We start from the raw sequence: 21,754 nt of genomic DNA on the forward strand, positions 1-21,754 counted from the left end.
AGGGAGTGGGAACATGCAACAAACATCAATCATTCCAAAACCGAAAACATACGGACCTTTTAAAAATATTCCCCATATAAAAAAGGGGGAGCTTTCTCAAACCTTTTGGCGGCTGGCAGATGAATTAGGACCGATCTTTCAATTTGAATTTTCAAAAGCAACAAGTATTTTTGTTTCCAGCCATGAACTTGTCCAAGAAGTATTTGATGAGAGCCGTTTTGATAAATTTATTGGGAGCAGTCTCAATAAAGTAAGAGCATTTTCAGGGGATGGACTATTTACAAGCTGGACAGAAGAACCGAACTGGAGAAAGGCTCATCAAATTTTGATGCCTGCATTTAGCCAGCAGGCCATGAAGGGTTATCATGAGATGATGCTCGATATTGCCACACAGCTCGTGCAAAAATGGCAAAGAACAGGCCGCGATGAAGAAATTGAAGTAGCTGAGGATATGACAAAGCTGACTTTAGATACGATCGGACTTTGCGGCTTTGATTTTCGGTTTAACAGCTTTTATAAGGAAAATCAGCACCCATTCATTGAAAGCATGCTGAATGGATTAACCGAAGCGATGGAACAAGCGAGCAGATTGCCGGTCGCAGATAAACTAATGATCAAAAGAAGAAAAGAATTTGACGAAAATGTCGATTTTATGAAGCAATTAGTAGATGACATTATTAAGGAACGGAAAAAACAAGATAAAGCGGGCAATGATTTACTATCCCTCATGCTGCATGCAACGGATCCTGAAACAGGTGAACGTTTATCCGATGAAAATATTCGTTATCAAATCATCACTTTCTTAATTGCAGGGCACGAAACAACAAGTGGACTGCTATCCTTTGCGATTTATTTCTTACTAAAGAATCCAGAGAAATTAAAGAAAGCCGTCCAAGAAGCAGATGAGGTGCTGCAAGGCGGATTGCCGACATATAAACAGGTCCAAAAGCTAAGCTACACTCGTATGGTGTTAAATGAAGCCCTTCGCCTCTGGCCAACAGCGCCTACGTTCTCTCTTTATGCGAAAGAGGACACAGTAATCGGAGGGATATATCCAATTCAAAAGAATCAAAGTGTCTCTGTTCTGCTCCCTAAATTACACCGTGATCAAGCGGTATGGGGCGATGATGCTGAAGAATTTAAACCAGAGCGGTTTACGCATCCTGAGAAGATCCCGCAGCATGCCTACAAGCCTTTTGGGAATGGACAGCGTGCATGTATCGGGATGCAATTTGCCCTGCATGAAGCCACGATGGTTCTCGCGATGGTTCTGCACAATCTAGAATTAATTGATCACACAGCATATGAGCTTAATTTAAAAGAATCTCTCACAATTAAGCCAAACGATTTTAAAATCAAAGTGCGGTCAAGGAAGCAGCAATTCTTTATGGCACCTCCGAAAGAGGAAGCGAAAAAAAGCACTGCATCTAATGAGTCAAAAGTGGCCAGTCACGGTACACCTCTGCTTGTTTTGTATGGATCAAATCTTGGCACAGCGCAGCAAATGGCCAACGAATTTGCTGAAGACGGAAAAGCGAAAGGGTTTGACGTGACCACTGCACCACTTGATGACTATACACGCCAATTACCAGATTCAGGCGCTGTATTGATCGTGACGGCTTCATACAACGGACATGCGCCTGACCATGCGAAACAATTTGTGGATTGGGTGACGCAGGATGAGGAGCAGGATTTATCAAACGTGACATTTGCAGTTTTTGGATGTGGAGATCGAAATTGGGCGAGTACGTATCAGCGTATTCCGCGTCTCATTGATGAGGCACTTGAAAGAAAAGGAGCGAAGCGTGTTGCTAATTTAGGCGAAGGCGATGCAGGCGGTGACATGGATGAAGATAAAGAAATATTCCAGAAGACTGTTTTCGAAGAGCTTGCAAAAGAATTTCATATCACTTTCCAAGAGAAAAATCAGGAAAAGCCAGATTTATCAGTTGCTTATACGAATGAGCTAGTGGAACGTCCTGTGGCGAAAACATATGGTGCCTTTTCAGCTGTTGTATTGAAAAATACAGAATTGCAATCTGAAAAAAGCCCGCGGCAAACAAGGCATATTGAGCTGAAATTGCCTGAAGGGAAACAATACAAAGAAGGGGATCATATCGGGATTGTACCGAAAAATAGTGATGCACTCGTTCAGCGGGTGACCAATCGCTTTAAACTAGATCCTCAGCAGCACATTAAGCTTTCTTCTGAAAAAGAGGCAAGTCATTTACCATTAGATCAGCCGGTTCAAATCAGGGAACTACTTGCGTCACATGTTGAGCTTCAAGAGCCTGCGACACGTACGCAGCTAAGAGAGCTCGCAAAATATACAGTATGTCCGCCTCACCGCATAGAGCTTGAACAAATGGCTGGTGATTCCTATCAAGAAACCATATTAAAGAAGCGAGTAACCATGCTGGATTTATTAGATCAATATGAAGCATGTGAGCTGCCCTTTGTACACTTTTTGGCGCTTTTACCAGGTTTGAAGCCGCGTTATTACTCAATTTCTAGCTCACCAAAGGTAGATGAAGAGAGGGTCAGTATCACAGTAGCAGTTGTGAAAGGCGAAGCGTGGAGTGGCCGCGGAGAATACGCCGGGGTCGCATCAAACTATTTATGTGGTCTGCAAGAAGGACAAGAAGTGGCCTGCTTCCTGCATGAAGCGCAGGCAGGATTCCAGCTGCCGCCTTCACCTGAAGTACCGATGATCATGATCGGACCAGGAACAGGAATTGCCCCATTTAGAGGGTTTGTTCAGGCAAGAGAAGTGTGGCAGAATGAAGGAAAACAACTTGGTGAAGCCCATCTTTACTTTGGCTGCCGTCACCCTCATGAAGATGATCTGTATTTTGATGAAATGCAGCTGGCAGCACAAAAAGGAGTTGTCACCATCCACAGGGCTTATTCTCGTTATGATGAGCAAAAAGTGTATGTTCAGCACTTGATGAAAGAGGATGGCGACATGCTTATTGAATTACTTGATCAAGGTGCATATTTGTATATTTGCGGGGATGGAAAAGTCATGGCACCAGACGTAGAGGCTACACTTGTCGATCTGTATCAAGCCGTGAAACAGTGCTCGAAAGAAACAGCTGAAAATTGGCTGACATCAATTTCGAATGACAATAGATATGTAAAAGATGTATGGAGCTAACAAACAGCGAAAACCGCCAATTTGGCGGTTTTTTTCAGTTTACATAGAGAGAGATAGATAGAATGAAAGTTGGAAAGATACAAAACACCCAATTTAAAAATGAAATATTTTGTAAAAAATAAGAATATTCTCTCATTTACTCCAATATGAAACAATCGTATGATTTTTGATATAGGACATTAAGGAGGAATATGATGAAAAAGGTGAAAATGTTAATCCCTTCTCTACTCGTTTTTGGTGCTTTAAGTGTGCCTAGTTTTGCCCATGCCGCATCGGATTCAGTACTAACGTCTGATTATGACATGGTGACTTCTGATGGAAAGGTCATCTCTTCAAGTGATTTCCACAATGATACGAAAGCCCCCTCATCCTTTGACAAAGTGGACGATTTATCTTCTACTGTTGGCGAAAAAGTAAAACCACTAACAAAATATTTAAAAGACTTTCAAACAAAAGTAGTCATCGGAGACGATGGTAGAACAAAAGTAGCGAACACAAGAGTTGCGCCATATAATTCGATTGCTTATATTACATTTGGCGGGTCCAGCTGTACTGGTACACTCATTGCCCCAAACAAAATTTTGACAAACGGACACTGCGTGTACAATACAGCATCGAGAAGTTATAGTGCAAAAGGGTCTGTGTATCCAGGCATGAATGATAGTACTGCTGTGAACGGCTCAGCAAACATGACCGAATTCTATGTGCCAAGCGGATATATCAATACAGGTGGGAGCCAATATGATTTTGCCGTCATTAAAACAGATACGAACATCGGAAATGCGGTCGGTTACCGCTCCATCCGTCAGGTGACAAATCTGACTGGAACAACGATTAAAATTTCTGGATATCCAGGAGATAAAATGAGGTCAACTGGCAAGGTGTCACAGTGGGAGATGTCAGGTCCTGTGACAAGAGAAGATACGAATCTAGCATACTATACGATTGATACGTTTAGCGGAAATTCAGGTTCTGCGATGCTGGATCAAAACCAACAAATCGTCGGGGTTCATAACGCAGGCTATTCAAATGGAACGATCAATGGTGGTCCAAAAGCTACAGCAGCCTTTGTTGAATTTGTAAACTATGCGAAAGCGCAATAAAAAATAGAGCATAAAGCTTGTTTCCTTCAAAGGAGACGAGCTTTTTTTCATAGTCGAATGTAGAAAAGTTTCTTTTTTTATTCATCACTTTTTCATATTTAACAGCTATGCTGAATGAAAAAAATGAAAAAGAAAGAAGAGATATGAGTGAAAAACAGAAAAATAGACAGCATGTTGTTAATGATTTTGCTTATTGCAGGATTTCTCTATACTTATCAAATTTGGCAGAATGATAGTGCCAATCAATATTATTTAGCCGCGGTCAAAAGTATGTCCAAAAGCTTCCATCACTTTTTTTACGCCTCATTTGACGCAACTGGATTCGTATCAATTGATAAACCACCTGTCGTTTTATGGATTCAAACCATTAGTGCTCTTATTTTTGGCTTTCATACATGGAGTGTGATTTTGCCGCAGGCGCTTGCTGGAATTGGCTCCGTTCTTCTTCTTTATCTTATGATAAAACCGACCTTTGGTCAGGGTGCTGCGAGGGTGTCAGCGGCAGTTATGGCCCTCACTCCAATTGCAGCAGCGGTTAGTAGAACCAATAATATGGACAGTATGCTCGTTTTCACATTACTCGTTGGTGCTTATTTCTTAATGCGTGCTGTAAAAAGTGGGAGGCTACGCTGGCTCCTCATGGCTTTTGTTTTAATAGCCATAGGGTTTAATATGAAGATGTTGCAAGCATTTATGGTTCTTCCAGCATTTATGTTCTATTATTTTATTGCTGCTCGCGTCTCGTTGCAAAAGAAACTATTATCTCTCCTATGCTCACTGGCTGTACTTGTTTCTTTATCTTTATCATGGGCAGTTGCTGTTGATATGACAGCTGAAGGTCATCGTCCATATGTGGGAAGCAGCCAAACCAATTCTGTGTTAGAACTTGCCTTTGGTTATAACGGCACTGAGCGGTTACTTGGACAGACAACAGGCAAATCCTTTGGTGAGTCGAATCAGCAAGCAGGTGCTATGATGCCAGACAGTTCAGGAATAGGTGGGACGTCAGGTGATCAGTTCAATAGGAATCAGCCGCCCCCATCACAGAATCAAATGATGCCGCCTCATCAGGGTCCAGATGGTGCTCCGCCTGGCAGTTCTCTTAGTGGTCAAAGTATGAATATGTATGGGACTGGAAATCCAGGTGTATTTCGTTTATTTCAATCTGCATTGTCAGGTCAAATCAGCTGGATGCTACCATTCGCCTTATTTGGACTGTTAGGGATGATCATCAGCTGGTGGAAGGAGAGGAATTCTCAATTAAATGAATGGAAACAAACGATATTTTGGACAGCATGGCTGATCCCTATTGCAGGTTTTTTTAGTATTGCAGGATTTTTTCACCACTACTACCTCATCATGCTTGCCCCACCAATTGCGGCACTATGTGGCATAGGAGCCAAAAAAATGAGTGAGTTATTTACGGCGAACAAAGGAATGTCCGCATATCTACTTCCAGCGGCAATTGCTGTTACAGCTATATTCCAAGGATATATTTTGAGCAATTATATAACGCAAATAAGTAGTGTATGGATGTATACAATTGCGATTGCAGGTTTGAGTATCGCTATTTTATTGCTCGTATACAGAGAAAAACAATTGATCAAAAAACGGTTGATGATCATCGCTTTGACAACCCTATTGCTGATACCTGGTTATTGGGCTGCAACCCCTATCATATATGGAGGGAACAGCGTACTTCCTGAGGCCGGTATTCAGCTATCTAGTTCACGTGGAGGGAATATGTTTACATCTAGTGTCGATCAAGGTTTACTCACTTATTTAAAGACTCATCAAACAGGTGAAACGTATTTATTTGCGACACTTACGACAGTTACCGCAGCGCCATATATCATTGATGAAGATGAGAATGTGATGGCCTTAGGCGGGTTTAATGGGACGGATCCAATTTTAACTGTAAACAAATTAAAAGCACTTGTTCAACAAAGGAAAGTGAAATACTTTTTATTACCAGATAATCAGTCAGCTAACAGCGATTTAGTCAACTGGATCAAGTCACATGGTACAGTGATCTCAACAGAAGAGTATAAGGGCTATTCCTCATCAACTGTACAGGGGATGCCCTCTGAGAGTTCACAAAATGAAACATTATATAGAGTAGATGGAATATCATAAATGGAGCGAGGCGAATGATTGAAAAACCATTCGTCTTTTCTTATGGAGAAATCGCTCGACAGCTTCAGCTCATCTTTTTCACATGTCACCACTGAACCACTCATACATTAAAAATGACTCATTTCCTTAAAGTCAAGATCATACCTGAAGAAGTATGAGGAGGTCACAAGCTTTTGAAGATGAGGAAAGGCTGGTTCACTGTTGTCGTCCTATGCTTTGTGATATGGATGGGTGCGTTATTAAGTGGATTTGGAGAGGATCAGGCGGCAAAAGGGGCGGACCGTTATGATCATGTCATTCAATTTCCAAAGGAACGGTATCCTGAAACAGGCAGTCATATTCAAGAAGCCATTCGAAAAGGGCATTCAGATGTGTGTACCATTGACCGAAATGGAGCAGATGTCCGCAGGCAAGAATCGTTAAAAGGAATTCCCACAAAGCCTGGCTTTGACCGGGATGAATGGCCGATGGCGGTTTGTCTTGAGGGAGGAAAGGGTGCAAGTGTTCAATATGTCAGTCCATCAGATAATAGAGGAGCAGGCTCATGGGTCGGGCACCAAATAAGCGGCTATCCTGATGGGAAAAGAATTTTATTTATTGTGAAATAAAACTTGGGAAGAGGCTCCTTGTTGGGGCCTTTTTTGTTTACAATAAGAGCGTATTCAAGCTAGCAGGGATAAAAGATTCAGTGGTACAATCAATCTACAATGACAAGAAGAAAATGTGAAGGGACATATGCTTATGGATAAGAACCGTGCATTATACGATTTTTTCATGCAACATGCAGAGAAATTAACTGAAACATGGTATGAATCAATTGAGGATGATGATCCAGAATCTATTTATCGTTCAACTGATTCAGGCATCGTAGAAGAGCTAAAACGGCAAAATCAAGATTATTATCAGCATTTTATACGTGCTCTTATTGAAGATAAGACGTATTTACATACTGAATTTAAAAAGTGGTCGGAAGACTTAGCAAGTGATCCGAAGCATTTAAACACACCATTAGATTATGTTGTCAGAGAATATATGTCTAATCAAAGAGTGGTCCTTCATTACTTAAAAGAGTTTATTAAACAGCGTCAAGGTGATATTGATATCGACCGCATCTTTTATTGGTATGATTTAATATCAGAGGCGTTTAACATTTCAATCCATGTGTTCATTCAGCAATATGTGAAAAATACAACAAAAAAGCTCGTTGCTCAAAGAGATATGATTTATGAGCTGAGCTCTCCTGTGATCGTCTTAAAAAGCCATATTGCCTTATTGCCTTTAGTAGGTGACATTGACACAGCGAGAGCTAAGATTATATTAGAAAATACATTAAAACAGTGCTCACAAAAAGGTGTTCAGCATTTGTGCATTGATTTATCGGGTGTCGTCATTATTGATACAATGGTGGCTCATCAAATCTTTGATCTTGTGACATCACTACGGTTAATCGGGGTGGAGACAACCATTTCAGGGATCAGACCAGAAATTGCTCAAACAGCTGTGCAGCTCGGGCTTCCTTTTCATGAATTTCAAGCGGCATCATCACTTGCTCACGCGCTAGATCGAATGACTGAATTTTCTCCAATATAAAAACCAGGCCTAGTAATGGGCCTGGTTTTTAATTAGATCACAGCGTCAATTTTTGTTACTTTCCAATCCTTTTGTACTTTCTCGTAAGTGACAGTTCGTTTTACTTTACGTCCATCAAGCGTTGGGACTGTGAATTCATATGTGCGGATTGTATTTTTCTTAGAGACAAGTTTAGGTGTTGCTTTCTCCCAATTGAGCATATTGTCTCCGTCACCGACGGGAACAGCCATTTTACCTTTATGAACAATAAACTGATAGTCTTTTAAACCATGAGTGATCGCATCTTTTGTGAAAACTTGAGATAGGTAGCTGTTTAGTTTTTTCTTTGTATCAAATGTTTTAGAAAGATAGTTGTACGTCATGTCTTTATAGCTAAATGATTTTAATTTGTAATCTGAATGTTCATTAATTTTATAGCCTGACATCGCACTCCAAAAGTGTTCTCGTGCATCAAGGGCAATATGTAACGCTTCTTTATTTGTTAAAGCGGCTGGTTTTTTGGAAGCGGCCAGTGTTGTTGTTTGTAATGAGATCATCAGCATAATAGCAGTTAATAAAACAAATAGTTTTTTCAAGGCGATTGCCTCCTTTTTTAAATGAAAACTTCTTATGTTACAAATGTTACAATAATTACAGTGATATTACAAGTGTTAAATATAAATGTTTTTTATTTCTTTTCTTTCTATCTATATAACGTTTGAGTGAGACAAAAAGTTTTCATTTTTTTATTTTTTCTTCTCAACTATTATTTAACCGTTCTAAAGAAGAATAAAACGTCTTTTGGAAAAATTTTATTTGGACGTTCAACACCCTTTTTCATTTATGACATATAATGTCGTGATGAATGTCTAAGAAAGTGGTGTTTAGTATGTATCATCCGTATGAAGTTATGTGGAATGGGTACTTGTATGATAGGCAGGTACAAGGATGGCCATCGCTTCCTATTCCTCAAGTTGGAGGTTTTCCTGGGCTTCCAATCGGAGGGGGAGGTACTGGGCCAGGGCAAGGTTCAGGCGGACAATCAGCCCCGCCAGCTCCGTCGCAGCACATCATCTCTCAGTATCAGCAAGCAGTCTCTCAGCCTCAAAGTATGCAGTCACTTATTTCAGGGCAAAGTGTAAGTGGAGGCCAGCAAACTGTTCAATTTGCAGCGGGATGTAATAGAAGGTGGACGATTGTGTTCCTTAGAAACGGTCAAGTATTTTTAATGTATGTGCTTTCCTCACAGCCTTTTGGCCGTACAACAGGCTTTATATGGCCGAACTTTACATTTGGTTCGTTCCCAAGTTCGAGTATTCTTGCTTATTCTTGTTCATAAAAGAAAAAGCCGGTTTTCATCAGCAGCTGATGAAATTCCGGCTTTTCTTTAATGAATATTTCTAAATACGCCAATCACTTTACCTAGTATACTCACATTCTGTAAAATAATCGGTTCCATTGACGGGTTCTCTGGCTGTAATCTAAAGTGTGTATCTTCTTTATAAAAACGTTTCACTGTGGCTTCATCTTCCTCTGTCATGGCGACCACAATATCTCCATTGTTGGCTGTGCTTTGCTGACGTACAATGACATAGTCCTTGTCCAAAATACCAGCATCAATCATACTTTCTCCCATAATTTCAAGCATAAATACTTGTTCATCTGGTGCTGCAAAAGTTTCTGGAAGAGGGAAGTATTCTTCTACATTCTCAACAGCCGTGATAGGCAAGCCGGCTGTTACTTTTCCGATGACTGGTACATTCATTACAGCACTCTTTGGAATATTCATTTCCTCATCATCTAATACTTCGATCGCTCTAGGTTTTGTCGGGTCTCTTCTAATTAAGCCCTTTGTTTCTAGTCTAGCTAAATGTCCATGGACAGTTGAGCTGGATGCTAGACCGACGGCTTCTCCAATTTCACGAACGGATGGGGGATAGCCCTTGCTTTTTACTTCTTCTTTGATGAATTTCAGGATATCGAGTTGTCTTTTTGATAGCTTCGTCATCTTTTGCACCTCAAAACGTCAATTTTAAAGAAATTATAGCATGTTTTTCCTAACAGTACAAACATAGGTTCGAAAAAAACGTTTGACAGAAACGTTTGTTCGTATCTATAATGAGTAACAGAAAGAGCGAACACACATTCTATTAGGAGAGATGACATTATGAGGTTAAAAGAATCTATTATTTTTATTGGGGTATTCTCATTCATCGTTGGCATATTTCTCTCACTTATCGCAGTCACTAGCCATAATGATCCAAATCAATATGTTAAAATAGAGGTTCAATCAGGTGATACTCTTTGGGGGTTAGCTGATCAAGTAAACGATAGTAAATCAATCGACAAAAATGCGTTTATTGACTGGGTAACCGAACACAATGATCTTGCTTCAACTGAAATCCAGCCTGGAGACATTCTTGTGATACCAGTCAAAAAAGAGCATCCAGTCGTATATCAACTTGCAACGGTACAGTAGAAAGGTCGATTGAAGACATGAACGCAATCATTTATGCGAGAGTAAGTACTGTCAAAGAAGAGCAGGAAACCTCGCTGAAAAGACAAGAAGAAGAACTGCTAGCTTTAGCTGCTTTGCACAAGATGAATGTGGTCAAAGTCATTAAAGAAAAAGCAAGTGGATACGATCTAGATCGTGATGGAGTTTTTGATATGCTTGCTACGCTGAAAGAAGAGTCAATAGATGCTGTTCTCATTCAGGATGAGACGCGACTTGGAAGAGGACAAGCAAAAATTGCACTTCTCCATTGTCTTTTTAAAGAGAAAGTAAAGGTGTATAGCGTTTTTCATAGAGGACAGCTTGAGCTTTCAGAAGCAGATGAGATGGTCATTGAGATTGTAGGAATCGTGGAAGAGTATCAACGAAAAATTCATAACCTGAAAATTAAGCGGGGAATGAAGAGGGCTGTTGAGCGCGGGTATCAGCCTGAACTCAATTTAAAACACCATGAGCAGGCGCCTGGCCGTGAGCGTATTGAAGTACCGATTTCAGAGATTGTTCGATTAAGAAAAAACAACATGACGTTTGCCGAAATTGCAGCAACACTTCAGGCACTGGGCTTTGACATTTCAAAGGCGACGGTGCATAGAAGGTATCAAGAGTACGAAAAAGGTCTTACCACGTAAGTATGAATTGTTGTAAAAATGAATGATATTTAGTAGTATGTAGAGAAAATGTTTTAAAGGAGTTTGTCATGATTTCTAAAGAACAGCTTGCAAGAATAAATGAGCTTTCAAAAAAGTCAAAAGAGACGGGATTGTCGGACGCTGAAAAAACAGAACAAAAGCATTTAAGAGAAGAATATTTAAAAGCTTTTCGTTCTTCTATGAAAAATACACTTAAAACTGTGAAAATCGTCGATCCTGAAGGAAACGATGTCACACCAGAAAAATTAAAAAGAGAAAGAGATCAGAACCTTCATTAAGGTCGTGATTTCTTGAATTTTGAAAAGATGGGAAGAATATTCTCATCTTTTTTCATATTTGCATAAGTTTTTAGGTGATCGATAAACTAAATGTGACAAAATCCTTCTTTTTCAGCGTGAAATAGTTGTGAAAAAAGGACAGTAGATTTATGATAATGGTGTACACAAGATACGGAAGGGGATTTATATGGAAACGATTGAATTGAAATCTATTGCAACAATACGTACTCTCTCCATAGACGCAATTGAAAAAGCGAATTCCGGTCACCCTGGAATGCCAATGGGTGCTGCACCAATGGCATACGCTTTATGGACGAATCACTTAAACGTAAGTCCGCAAAATCCAAATTGGTTTAACAGAGACCGCTTTGTTTTATCTGCGGGACATGGTTCTATGCTTCTTTATAGCATGCTTCATTTAAGCGGATACAACCTTAGCATCGAAGATCTAAAACAATTCCGCCAATGGGGAAGCAAAACACCTGGACATCCTGAATTTGGACACACTGAAGGCGTAGATGCCACAACAGGTCCTTTAGGACAAGGGATTGCCATGGCAGTTGGAATGGCACTTGCAGAAAGACATCTTGCGGAAACGTATAACAAAGACAACTTTAACGTTGTGGACCACTATACATACAGCATTTGTGGAGACGGAGACTTAATGGAGGGAATTTCCTCTGAAGCTTCTTCACTTGCTGGTCATTTAGGCTTAGGCCGTCTAATTGTTCTTTATGATTCAAATGATATTTCTTTAGATGGCGACCTAGATCGTTCCTTCTCTGAAAATGTGAAGAATCGTTTTGAAGCGATGAACTGGGAAGTTCTTTACGTCAAAGACGGCAACAACATCGAAGAAGTGACTGCAGCTATTGAAAAAGCCAAACAAAGTACGGACAAACCTACACTCATTGAAGTGAAAACAACGATCGGTTTCGGATCTCCAAACCGCGCGGGAACGTCTGGTGTGCATGGTGCACCGCTTGGCAGCGACGAAGCAAAGCTGACGAAGGAAGCTTATTCTTGGACGTTTGAAGAAGATTTCCATGTACCTTCTGAAGTGTACGATCATTTTAAAGAAGCTGTAAAAGACGCTGGTCAGAAAAAAGAAGCTGCGTGGAATGAGCTATTCGCGCAATATGAAAAAGAATATCCAGAGCTAGCAGCTCAGCTGAAGCTTGCGATTGAAGGAAAACTTCCTGAGAACTGGGATCAAGAGGTTCCTGTTTATGAAGCAGGCTCAAGCCTCGCCTCTCGTGCTTCTTCTGGCGAAGTATTAAACGGCATTGCGAAGCAAGTACCTTTCTTTATTGGTGGTTCTGCTGATCTTGCTGGATCCAATAAAACAACAATTAAAAACACTGACGACTTTGGTAAAAATAATTATGCAGGCAAGAATATTTGGTTTGGTGTCAGAGAATTTGCAATGGGTGCTGCGTTAAACGGTATGGCACTTCACGGCGGTCTTCGTGTATTCGGCGGAACGTTCTTTGTTTTCTCAGATTACTTAAGACCAGCAATTCGTCTTGCTGCATTAATGGGACTGCCAGTCACTTATGTCTTTACGCATGATAGTATTGCCGTCGGTGAAGATGGTCCGACGCATGAGCCAGTTGAACAGCTTGCTTCATTACGTGCGATGCCTAACCTTTCTGTTATTCGCCCAGCTGATGGAAACGAAACAGCTGCAGCGTGGAAACTTGCTGTATCTTCAACGGATAAACCAACAGCACTAGTCCTTACTCGTCAAAACCTTCCAACGATTGACCAAGCACCAGAGAAGGCATATGAGGGAGTAGAAAAAGGTGGATACGTTGTCGTTGAAGCTGCTGACGCCCAGCCTGAAGCACTTTTACTCGCTTCAGGATCTGAAGTAGGTTTAGCAATTGAAGCGCAAAAGGCACTTGAAAAAGAAGGTATCCGCGCTTCTGTTGTGAGTCTTCCTGCATGGGATCGCTTTGATCAGCAATCAGACGAATACAAAGAATCAGTCCTTCCTAAAGCAGTGAGAGCACGTGTTGCGATTGAAATGGGTGCTTCACTAGGCTGGGAGCGTTACACGGGTCTTGATGGTGACGTGATTGCGATTGATAAATTTGGCGCTTCTGCTCCAGGTGAAACCATTATTGAGAAATACGGATTTACTGTAAGCAACGTGGTTAGCCGTGTAAAAGCAAAACTTAATAAATAATCGATTTCCAATCATCATGCTTTTTTGCTACCTGTTTGCAGAGCATTTCCATCCGCTCTGCAAACTTTTTTCTTTTTTCTTGTTTTTTTGACAAAACTAGTTTCTTCTTGCTTCATATATAGACAATTCTTTCTTTCACATTTTTGTATAATACAAGCAATAAACGATATTGACGAAATGTGAAAGGAAGGGATAGACATGGAACGCCATTATTATATTTATTGGATTGAGGATGAATTTGCTCATCATTATTTTGGCAGAGAATCTATTTTGTTTCACTTGTTTGAGTCATTGCACTGGACGAACTGTACTGACGATGAGTTAGTCATGCTTGTTAAGCAAGTGGATTACGTGACGAAACGAATCCCTGCTTTTCATATGCACCAACGATTAATGAACAACTTAACGAACATTCACTATACACAAATAGGCTCGATTTACAGCGCCTCATTACCAGATGGAAAAGGAACAGCTGCATTCATTATCAAAGATCGTTATATCCAAATGTCTGCCAAAGGTAGTTATGAGGCAGAAGCGGTGTTTTTTGAAGTGCTGAGAAAAATTAGTCCTTGCTTCCTTGCCATGGACTTTGGATCAAAGAAGCACGGGTGGCTCAATCCGGTAAAAGTGAGGAATTTTGTTTAAAAAAATAAAATTGAACGTGAAATGTTGTATAATAGCCTTTTGTTTAGTACACTTTATACGAGACAACATGAAGGAGGAAGAATTATGGATTTATGGGTTGTCATCCTTGTAGGCGTTGTTGCACTGCTTGCAGGAGTTGCACTCGGATTCTTTATTGCTCGTAAGTATATGATGAGCTACTTGAAAAAGAATCCACCAATTAATGAACAAATGCTTCGAATGATGATGATGCAAATGGGCATGAAACCGTCCCAAAAGAAAATCAATCAAATGATGAAAGCCATGAACAACCAAGCGAAATAATACGTACGATATTATGATCATAGATGGAACATGGGCATAAAGAATGGACAAGCTATGTCCTTTCTTTATGAAGTCACCTTCATCAGACGCTAAAAACCACTGTACTTGCATGAATGAAGCAGGGAAGGTGGTTTTTATTATGTCGTTATGCATCATCTGAAAGACCAAAAACAAAAAACCCCTGTGATTAGAGGTTTTTGTTTCGTTTATTGTCACACATATCAACTTTTCTAAAATCGTGCGGCTTGGTTTATATCATGAGATATGATTAGTTGGCTGAATTTGAGTGTAAGTGTCGTTGATATTGTAAGAGGAGATGATCTAGCTGCTGGCTATGTTCGATGGTCACTGTTGATGTCATCCCATTATGCAAGACAACTTTCATCAACTCTTCTCTTTTTTCTTCAATTTGAGTTAATAATGATGTTTTTACCAAAGTCATGTTCCTTTCATGCAAATCTTGATAAAAAGAATCGATTCTATTATATCCATATTAAGGTTTATTTTCAAATTTAAAGGATTCGTTATCTCGATGTCAAATTAAATTATATAAGGTTTTAAGAGAATAGACCATCTTTATTGAGATGATGTAAAAAAAATGAAATGATTTTGTCATCTCTTATTGTATATTGTAAGAAGGGGGGTGTTCTTTTGTCAGATTTGAATTATTTTTTAGCTTTTGGAGCAGGGTTTCTTTCTTTTATCTCACCGTGCTGTCTTCCGCTTTACCCAGCCTTTTTATCGTATATCACGGGTGTTAGTATAGATGAAGTGAAATCTGAGAAGGTGATGTTGAGAAGAAGAAGTCTCCTTCATACATTATTCTTTTTAATTGGGTTCTCTATCATTTTTATTGCGATTGGCTTTGGGACATCGTTCGTTGGTTCGTTCTTTATTGAATATCATCAAGCGATTCGTCAAATTGGGGCCATTCTCATTATTTTCTTTGGCTTTATGATTCTTGGTGTATTTCAGCCCTCTTTTCTGATGGGGGAAAAGAGAATGCAGTTCAAAAATCGTCCAGCTGGTTTTTTTGGATCGATTCTCATCGGAATGGGTTTTGCTGCTGGATGGACACCTTGTACCGGCCCGATTTTATCAGCTGTCATCACACTTGCCAGCAATAAACCGGAGTCCGCTGTGACCTATATGATTGCGTATGTATTAGGCTTTGCCATTCCGTTTTTTGTTCTTTCTTTTTTCATCACGAAAATGGCGTGGATCAGAAAGCGTCAGCAGCTCATCATGAGAATTGGCGGGATCATTATGATTGTGGTAGGGATTTTATTGTTCTTTGATCTTCTCACATGGATTATCATTATGTTCTCATCATTGTTTGGTGGATTTACAGGCTTTTGAAATCGTTTTCTACAGTCGCGGCGAATGGTTTTTTTTCGTCAATTGGAGTATATTATACATAGACTGACCTTAAAGAATAAAGGAATGATTTGATATGATGATCATAATCTCTTCTATAATTGCGGTATGTATGGCGGTAGCCGTCATGTTTATTCGCATTAAATCATCTGCAAAACCTGCAACCGCGAAAAAAATTATTTTACCTCCTATATTCATGAGCACTGGCGCTCTAATGTTTTTGATCCCTATGTTTCAAGTAACTGGAGCCGAATTTCTTGAGGCGATCACAGTGGGGATGTTTTTCTCAATATTTTTAATTAAAACATCAAAATTTGAAATTAGAGGGAATGAAATTTATTTAAAGCGATCAAAAGCTTTTGTGTTTATTCTCATTGGTCTTCTTGTTATTCGTATTGGCATGAAGACCATCCTGAGTTCTTCCATTGATTATGGCGCGCTAAGCGGGATGTTTTGGATCCTTGCCTTTGGCATGATCGTGCCTTGGCGTGTCGCTATGTATTTGTCGTTTAGAAAACTGGCTAAACAATTAGATCCACAGCAGGCTCAAATGAATTAAACCTCCTTTTTAAAAAGGAGGTTATTTTAATAGTGATTCGTATGGCGTGTGATCAATGTTTTTTTCTTGCAGGCGCTTTAGTAAAAACTTATGGTCTCGCTTTGGCGTAGCGATTATATAGCCGCGAATGATTAAGTCTAAATTAATGCTGGCAGCTTGTTCTTTTAGTGCCAGTTCGCCAATTTTACCAGCAATTTTTTCTTTGGCGACATCTCGAAACAGCTCTGGAACTGGTAATACCAGCTCATTTAAAAGCTGTTTGTCCTCATCCCGCCATAGGTGCAGGCTCTTTTGAATATATTCATCCTGCCAATCAAGTTCTGATTTCCCGTCTTCCTTCGGCAATCGTTTTAAAAATTTGCGAAACATAAAAAAGCCACCGATTGCTAGTAATCCGATCATTACTGTACCCCAAAATAAAATGAACCACAAAAACCAGCCGCTTAACATGTTCTCACTCCTTATACCCCTTATCTCTCTACCTTATTTTACATGAAGAGATGATAGAAGAAAATAACAAAAATGTCTGTATCTTTTCTGTATAAACGCCCTTTTTTATAAATAGACGTCCAATTACTAGAAGGACCCAAACCATTTAGTAGAAAAAGAATATATTATCGTATAGCGACTCTACTATTTGGCCATGGTGGTTCGCAAAAGGGATTGACTTGAAACGAACGGAAGAGAGCCCACCTAAATGAAGAAGGGCTCTTAATGTTTGACATGTGGCATTTGAAAGGAAAATGCCCCGTCTTGATGATGGGAATATTTTTTAATCTTTATCGATATGATTCGGTTTTCGTAATCCGTGGCTATGTCTTTGTCATTCAAATAAAAAGGAAGCATAACGCTTTTTTCAATTTGCTGATCGCCTGCATCATTTGGCTTTTTTAACGTATAAGCTAAAGTGAGCTCATATCCCGCGAAGGTCAGCTTTACATCAGTGATCGATAGGGCGGAGACATCGATCTCAATAATATAATCACGGCTTGTTTCATAAAGATCAATTGGGAGGTGTTCATCATACCAGGCAAAAGGATCATCCATTAGCACATTGAGCCAATCATCTATTTCAAGAAAATCAGAGGAATTCGCTTGCTTTTCATTCTCCATAAACACTCCTCCATCACATCTCATAATAAATCATATGTTGAAAACTGAAATGTGTGAAAGACCTAAAACATCCCGCTTGGTCACGGGATGAGAGGGGAATGTTTACATATCATGATGTGAATTGTGCTTTTGTCTTGTATGGTTGCGGTTTTTAACTTTTTTACTGCCTGATAATGGCTCAGGCTGTCCGCCTTGATGCTCCTTAGGAGAGTTTTGACGGATGTCTTTCCCTGTGTTTTTATTCGTCATGATTCCTGCTCCTTTCTTATTGGTTCTTTTTGCGCTTTTTATTGTTTTGTCTTTGTTCTTCTGTTAAAACGAGCTGATCATTTTCAATATAGCCTGCACCTTTTCCTTGGCTTTTGGCTGCGTTCATGCCGTCAATCACATGATTTGCTTTGCGTTTTGTCATGTTCTATCACCTCAATATTAGTATGAACCCGCACCACTCGGTTTATGAAGAGTAATCATTTCCTAATGATAAGATAAACTTATCGAATTTAATAAAAGCATTGTTATTTACTTATGTATGAATTTGTTTTAAGATGAAATTGTGAGAAAATTGTGGTGAAATACGACGATTTTTCTGAGAATTGAAATTGATCTTGATCATCAAAAGGGGGATTTTGGACATGTCGAAACAGCAGCAAGTCGCTAAACAAGACGCTTTTCAATCTAGAAAAACGTTTTCGACAAATGGGAAAACGTATCACTATTATTCGTTAGAAGCACTAGAAAAACAAGGAATCGGAAATGTTTCTAAGCTGCCTTATTCCATTAAGGTACTGTTAGAATCAGTGCTTCGCCAAGTAGACGGTAGAGTGATCAAAAAGGAACACGTTGAAAACTTGGCAAAATGGGGAACTGCCGAGGTAAAAGAGATCGATGTTCCATTTAAACCATCTCGTGTTATTTTACAAGACTTCACGGGTGTACCAGCCGTCGTTGACCTTGCTTCTTTAAGAAAAGCAATGGCAGATGTCGGAGGAGACCCGGATAAAATCAACCCTGAAATTCCAGTTGACCTTGTCATTGACCACTCGGTACAAGTTGACAAAGCTGGAACTGAAGACGCATTAAACATTAACATGGATTTAGAATTCGAACGTAACGCAGAGCGTTATAACTTCCTTAGCTGGGCTAAGAAAGCGTTTAACAACTATCAAGCTGTTCCGCCTGCAACAGGAATTGTTCACCAAGTGAACTTAGAGTATCTTGCAAGTGTTGTTCATGCGATTGAAGAAGATGGCGAGATCATCACTTACCCAGATACACTAGTTGGGACTGACTCTCATACAACAATGATTAACGGAATTGGTGTTCTTGGATGGGGCGTTGGCGGTATCGAAGCGGAAGCTGGTATGCTTGGTCAGCCTTCTTACTTCCCAGTACCAGAAGTTATTGGCGCTAAATTAGTTGGGGAGCTTCCAAACGGAACAACTGCAACTGATTTAGCATTAAAAGTCACGCAAGTATTACGTGAAAAAGGCGTTGTGAACAAGTTTGTTGAATTCTTCGGACCAGGCGTTGCCCAGCTGCCACTAGCTGATCGTGCAACGATTGCGAACATGGCTCCTGAATACGGTGCTACTTGTGGATTCTTCCCAGTAGATGAGGAAGCTCTGGCTTACCTACGCCTCACTGGCCGTGAAGAAGAACAAATTAATATCGTTGAAGAATATTCTCGCGCAAATGGTTTATTCTATACGCCAGATGCTGAGGAACCAATATTTACTGATGTCGTGGAAATTGATCTTTCTAAAATTGAGTCAAACTTATCTGGTCCAAAACGTCCACAAGATTTGATTCCACTTTCTGAAATGAAAGAGACGTTCCATAAACATATTGAAAGCCCAGCAGGGAACCAAGGATTCGGCTTAGAAAAATCAGAGCTGGATAAACAAATCGAATTTGATCTTTCAAACGGCGAAAAAGCTGTCATGAAGACAGGTGCGATTGCGATTGCAGCGATTACGAGCTGTACGAATACATCTAACCCATACGTCTTGATCGGAGCAGGTCTTGTCGCGAAGAAAGCAAGTGAACTTGGTATGAAGGTACCAAACTACGTGAAAACGTCACTAGCACCAGGTTCAAAGGTTGTAACAGGATACCTTGTGAACTCAGGACTTCTTCCATACTTAAGAGACCTTGGATTTAACATTGTTGGGTATGGTTGTACAACATGTATCGGAAACTCTGGACCGCTTGAGAAAGAAATTGAAGATGCTGTCTCTGAAAATGATCTTTTGATCACTTCAGTTTTATCAGGTAACCGTAACTTCGAAGGTCGTATCCATCCGCTTGTCAAAGGAAACTACCTTGCATCACCACCACTAGTTGTGGCATATGCACTTGCGGGTACTGTAGATATCGACCTAACAAAGGATCCGATCGGTGTCGATAAGGATGGCAAAAACGTCTATTTCAATGACATTTGGCCAACGATGGACGAAATCAACAGTGTTGTTAAGAGCACAGTAACACCTGAATTATTCCGTTCAGAGTATGAAACTGTCTTTGATAACAACGATCGCTGGAATGAAATCAAAACAACCGATGATGCACTATACAAATGGGATGAGAATTCAACTTATATTGATAACCCACCATTCTTCGAAAACCTTTCAGTTGAACCTGGCAAAGTTGAGCCACTTAAAGGACTTCGCGTTGTTGCAAAATTCGGTGACTCTGTCACAACTGACCATATTTCTCCAGCTGGAGCAATTGGGAAGGACACACCTGCAGGTAAATACTTGCAAGAAAGAGGCGTGTCACCTAGAGACTTTAACTCATATGGATCTCGCCGTGGGAACCACCATGTCATGATGAGAGGTACTTTTGCAAACATCCGGATTAAGAACCAGATTGCACCAGGAACAGAAGGCGGATATACAACGTATTGGCCAACTGGTGAAGTGACATCCATTTATGATGCATGCATGCGTTATAAAGAAGATGGAACGGGTCTTGCGATCTTAGCAGGTAAAGACTACGGAATGGGTTCTTCACGTGACTGGGCTGCAAAAGGAACAAACCTTCTTGGAATTAAATTTGTTCTAGCTGAGAGCTTTGAGCGTATCCACAGAAGTAACCTTGTCTTCATGGGCGTACTTCCTTTACAGTTTAAAGACGGAGAAAGTGCAGAGACTCATGGACTAACAGGTACCGAAACATTTGAAGTTGATGTTGACGAAACAGTTCGTCCGCGTGATCTTGTCACTGTAAAAGCAATCGATGCAGATGGCAATGAGAAAACATTTGAAGTGCTTGTTCGCTTTGACAGTGAAGTCGAAATTGACTACTATCGTCATGGCGGTATCCTTCAAATGGTACTGCGCGAGAAATTGGCAAGCAACTAATAAAACGAAGAAGAGAAGGCGCTCGAAAGCTTTCTCTTCTTTTTTAAAATGGTGGAGGATCAATCATGTGGAAAAAAGTAATGGCAAGCGCTGTTTTACTTGTGTTGATTGGTTTACTTGCGTGGAATTTATTTGGGCCGAAAGAGCCGGCCATTGGTCTTGAAAAAGGGGATCAGGCTCCTGATTTTGAGCTCAAAACACTTGATGGCAAAACCGTATCGTTAGCTGATTATCGAGGAAAAAAGGTGCTCGTCAATTTTTGGGCGACATGGTGTAAACCATGCAGAACGGAAATGCCGGATCTAGATGCGATCAGAAGCGAGAATGATCAAGTCGAAGTACTAGCGGTGAATTTGACGACGACTGAAAAGAGTGTGGATCATGTCGCAGCATTCAGAGATGAATTCAAACTGAGCTTTCCTGTTTTATTAGACCAAAAAGGCATTCAAGCGAGGTATCAGGTGCTTTCATATCCAACTACATACATATTAGATGAAAAAGGACGCATCATGTCTGTGAAGCATCAAATGCTGACAAAAAAAGAAATTGAAACAGAGCTGGATCTCTAATGATTCAGCTCTTTTGCTTATTTTCTAAATTTTTTGGCGAAAATGAAATACATACACTGGAGGTGAGTGGAATGAGAAGAAGAAAACGCCGTACATTTGAAGAGCTTGTGCTTGAAAATAAGAAAGAATTACTAAGTAATGAGGAATTTTTAAACCAGCTAGAAGAAAAGTTGGAAGAGCGATTTAGACAGAAATAAGTTATGATTTATCCGTTTTCGTTCATCCTA

General features: G+C 40.1%; 24 protein-coding genes. 17 read left to right on the plus strand and 7 right to left on the minus strand.

Annotated elements, in window-relative coordinates; genetic code table 11:
- The first annotated feature begins 13 nt into the window (after positions 1 to 13).
- The 5 genes from C6W18_RS00320 to C6W18_RS00340 all read left to right on the plus strand — a co-directional run bounded on the left by C6W18_RS00320 (position 14) and on the right by C6W18_RS00340 (position 7,986).
- Positions 14 to 3,157, plus strand: a complete 3,144-nt coding sequence (locus C6W18_RS00320; RefSeq protein ID WP_105925270.1) for a bifunctional cytochrome P450/NADPH--P450 reductase — start codon at positions 14 to 16, stop codon at positions 3,155 to 3,157.
- A gap of 194 nt (positions 3,158 to 3,351) precedes the next feature.
- Positions 3,352 to 4,260: a trypsin-like serine peptidase gene (locus C6W18_RS00325; protein ID WP_105925272.1), complete on the plus strand. Its 909-nt coding sequence runs from the start codon at positions 3,352 to 3,354 to the stop codon at positions 4,258 to 4,260.
- 147 nt (positions 4,261 to 4,407) lie between these two features.
- Positions 4,408 to 6,396 (plus strand): ArnT family glycosyltransferase, encoded by a 1,989-nt coding sequence (locus tag C6W18_RS00330; RefSeq protein WP_105925274.1) that lies wholly within the window; start codon positions 4,408 to 4,410, stop codon positions 6,394 to 6,396.
- Between the two features lie 227 nt (positions 6,397 to 6,623).
- Positions 6,624 to 7,004, plus strand: coding sequence for a NucA/NucB deoxyribonuclease domain-containing protein (locus tag C6W18_RS00335; protein ID WP_051691164.1), 381 nt, complete (start codon positions 6,624 to 6,626; stop codon positions 7,002 to 7,004).
- Positions 7,005 to 7,137: 133 nt separating this feature from the next.
- Positions 7,138 to 7,986 (plus strand): STAS domain-containing protein, encoded by an 849-nt coding sequence (locus tag C6W18_RS00340; RefSeq protein ID WP_034323769.1) that lies wholly within the window; start codon positions 7,138 to 7,140, stop codon positions 7,984 to 7,986.
- 32 nt (positions 7,987 to 8,018) lie between these two features.
- Here C6W18_RS00340 and C6W18_RS00345 read toward each other — a convergent pair whose 3' ends face one another.
- On the minus strand, positions 8,019 to 8,561 hold the full coding sequence (locus C6W18_RS00345; protein ID WP_105925278.1) for an IseA DL-endopeptidase inhibitor family protein: 543 nt from the start codon (positions 8,559 to 8,561) through the stop codon (positions 8,019 to 8,021).
- A 293-nt stretch (positions 8,562 to 8,854) separates the two neighbouring features.
- Between C6W18_RS00345 and C6W18_RS00350 the strand changes: the two genes are divergently transcribed.
- Positions 8,855 to 9,304, plus strand: a complete 450-nt coding sequence (locus tag C6W18_RS00350; RefSeq protein WP_105925280.1) for a hypothetical protein — start codon at positions 8,855 to 8,857, stop codon at positions 9,302 to 9,304.
- A gap of 48 nt (positions 9,305 to 9,352) precedes the next feature.
- Here the strand turns inward: C6W18_RS00350 and lexA are convergent, their stop codons facing one another.
- Positions 9,353 to 9,973, minus strand: a complete 621-nt coding sequence (gene lexA, locus C6W18_RS00355; protein WP_034323762.1) for a transcriptional repressor LexA — start codon at positions 9,971 to 9,973, stop codon at positions 9,353 to 9,355.
- Between the two features lie 159 nt (positions 9,974 to 10,132).
- Between lexA and yneA the strand changes: the two genes are divergently transcribed.
- The 6 genes from yneA (at position 10,133) to C6W18_RS00385 (ending at position 14,547) form a co-directional block, all read left to right on the plus strand.
- Entirely contained in the window at positions 10,133 to 10,444 is a 312-nt protein-coding gene (gene yneA / locus C6W18_RS00360) for a cell division suppressor protein YneA (protein ID WP_034660770.1), read from the plus strand.
- A gap of 17 nt (positions 10,445 to 10,461) precedes the next feature.
- A complete protein-coding gene (locus C6W18_RS00365; RefSeq protein WP_105925282.1) occupies positions 10,462 to 11,109 on the plus strand; it encodes a YneB family resolvase-like protein in 648 nt (215 codons plus the stop codon).
- A 68-nt stretch (positions 11,110 to 11,177) separates the two neighbouring features.
- On the plus strand, positions 11,178 to 11,408 hold the full coding sequence (locus C6W18_RS00370; protein WP_099680703.1) for a DUF896 domain-containing protein: 231 nt from the start codon (positions 11,178 to 11,180) through the stop codon (positions 11,406 to 11,408).
- Positions 11,409 to 11,595: 187 nt separating this feature from the next.
- Positions 11,596 to 13,599, plus strand: coding sequence for a transketolase (tkt, locus tag C6W18_RS00375; RefSeq protein WP_034323750.1), 2,004 nt, complete (start codon positions 11,596 to 11,598; stop codon positions 13,597 to 13,599).
- A gap of 198 nt (positions 13,600 to 13,797) precedes the next feature.
- Positions 13,798 to 14,244, plus strand: a complete 447-nt coding sequence (sirA, locus tag C6W18_RS00380) for a sporulation inhibitor of replication protein SirA (protein ID WP_034323749.1) — start codon at positions 13,798 to 13,800, stop codon at positions 14,242 to 14,244.
- Positions 14,245 to 14,328: 84 nt separating this feature from the next.
- The gene (locus C6W18_RS00385; RefSeq protein ID WP_003212379.1) at positions 14,329 to 14,547 is read left to right on the plus strand and encodes a YneF family protein; all 219 of its coding nucleotides are present in this window, start codon (positions 14,329 to 14,331) and stop codon (positions 14,545 to 14,547) included.
- A gap of 268 nt (positions 14,548 to 14,815) precedes the next feature.
- Here the strand turns inward: C6W18_RS00385 and C6W18_RS00390 are convergent, their stop codons facing one another.
- Complete coding sequence (locus tag C6W18_RS00390; protein ID WP_369810454.1) at positions 14,816 to 14,989, minus strand: aspartyl-phosphate phosphatase Spo0E family protein; 174 nt, start codon at positions 14,987 to 14,989, stop codon at positions 14,816 to 14,818.
- Positions 14,990 to 15,198: 209 nt separating this feature from the next.
- Between C6W18_RS00390 and C6W18_RS00395 the strand changes: the two genes are divergently transcribed.
- Positions 15,199 to 15,906 carry a cytochrome c biogenesis CcdA family protein gene (locus C6W18_RS00395; protein WP_034323747.1) on the plus strand — a complete coding sequence of 236 codons (708 nt, stop codon included), beginning with the start codon at positions 15,199 to 15,201 and terminating at the stop codon, positions 15,904 to 15,906.
- A 94-nt stretch (positions 15,907 to 16,000) separates the two neighbouring features.
- A complete protein-coding gene (locus tag C6W18_RS00400; protein ID WP_034323745.1) occupies positions 16,001 to 16,483 on the plus strand; it encodes a CcdC family protein in 483 nt (160 codons plus the stop codon).
- A 21-nt stretch (positions 16,484 to 16,504) separates the two neighbouring features.
- Here the strand turns inward: C6W18_RS00400 and C6W18_RS00405 are convergent, their stop codons facing one another.
- The 4 genes from C6W18_RS00405 to sspO form a co-directional block, all read right to left on the minus strand.
- Complete coding sequence (locus C6W18_RS00405; RefSeq protein ID WP_034323742.1) at positions 16,505 to 16,933, minus strand: DUF2621 domain-containing protein; 429 nt, start codon at positions 16,931 to 16,933, stop codon at positions 16,505 to 16,507.
- Positions 16,934 to 17,194: 261 nt separating this feature from the next.
- Entirely contained in the window at positions 17,195 to 17,596 is a 402-nt protein-coding gene (locus tag C6W18_RS00410; RefSeq protein WP_034323740.1) for an Hsp20/alpha crystallin family protein, read from the minus strand.
- Between the two features lie 102 nt (positions 17,597 to 17,698).
- Positions 17,699 to 17,845 carry a small acid-soluble spore protein P gene (locus C6W18_RS00415; protein WP_003211331.1) on the minus strand — a complete coding sequence of 49 codons (147 nt, stop codon included), beginning with the start codon at positions 17,843 to 17,845 and terminating at the stop codon, positions 17,699 to 17,701.
- Between the two features lie 16 nt (positions 17,846 to 17,861).
- The gene (sspO, locus tag C6W18_RS00420) at positions 17,862 to 18,008 is read right to left on the minus strand and encodes a small acid-soluble spore protein SspO (RefSeq protein ID WP_034323737.1); all 147 of its coding nucleotides are present in this window, start codon (positions 18,006 to 18,008) and stop codon (positions 17,862 to 17,864) included.
- A gap of 220 nt (positions 18,009 to 18,228) precedes the next feature.
- On the opposite strand from sspO, the gene acnA reads away from it, so the two are divergent.
- The 3 genes from acnA to C6W18_RS20550 all read left to right on the plus strand — a co-directional run bounded on the left by acnA (position 18,229) and on the right by C6W18_RS20550 (position 21,724).
- Positions 18,229 to 20,958 (plus strand): aconitate hydratase AcnA, encoded by a 2,730-nt coding sequence (gene acnA, locus C6W18_RS00425; RefSeq protein ID WP_034323734.1) that lies wholly within the window; start codon positions 18,229 to 18,231, stop codon positions 20,956 to 20,958.
- Positions 20,959 to 21,023: 65 nt separating this feature from the next.
- Positions 21,024 to 21,527, plus strand: a complete 504-nt coding sequence (locus tag C6W18_RS00430) for a TlpA family protein disulfide reductase (protein ID WP_034323729.1) — start codon at positions 21,024 to 21,026, stop codon at positions 21,525 to 21,527.
- Complete coding sequence (locus tag C6W18_RS20550) at positions 21,527 to 21,724, plus strand: FbpB family small basic protein (protein ID WP_034323726.1); 198 nt, start codon at positions 21,527 to 21,529, stop codon at positions 21,722 to 21,724. Before C6W18_RS00430 ends, C6W18_RS20550 begins: the two co-directional genes overlap by 1 nt.
- Positions 21,725 to 21,754 lie beyond the last annotated feature (30 nt).

The sequence above is a fragment of the Bacillus sp. LLTC93 genome, assembly GCF_002993125.1.
Classification (GTDB): domain Bacteria; phylum Bacillota; class Bacilli; order Bacillales; family Bacillaceae; genus Bacillus; species Bacillus zhangzhouensis.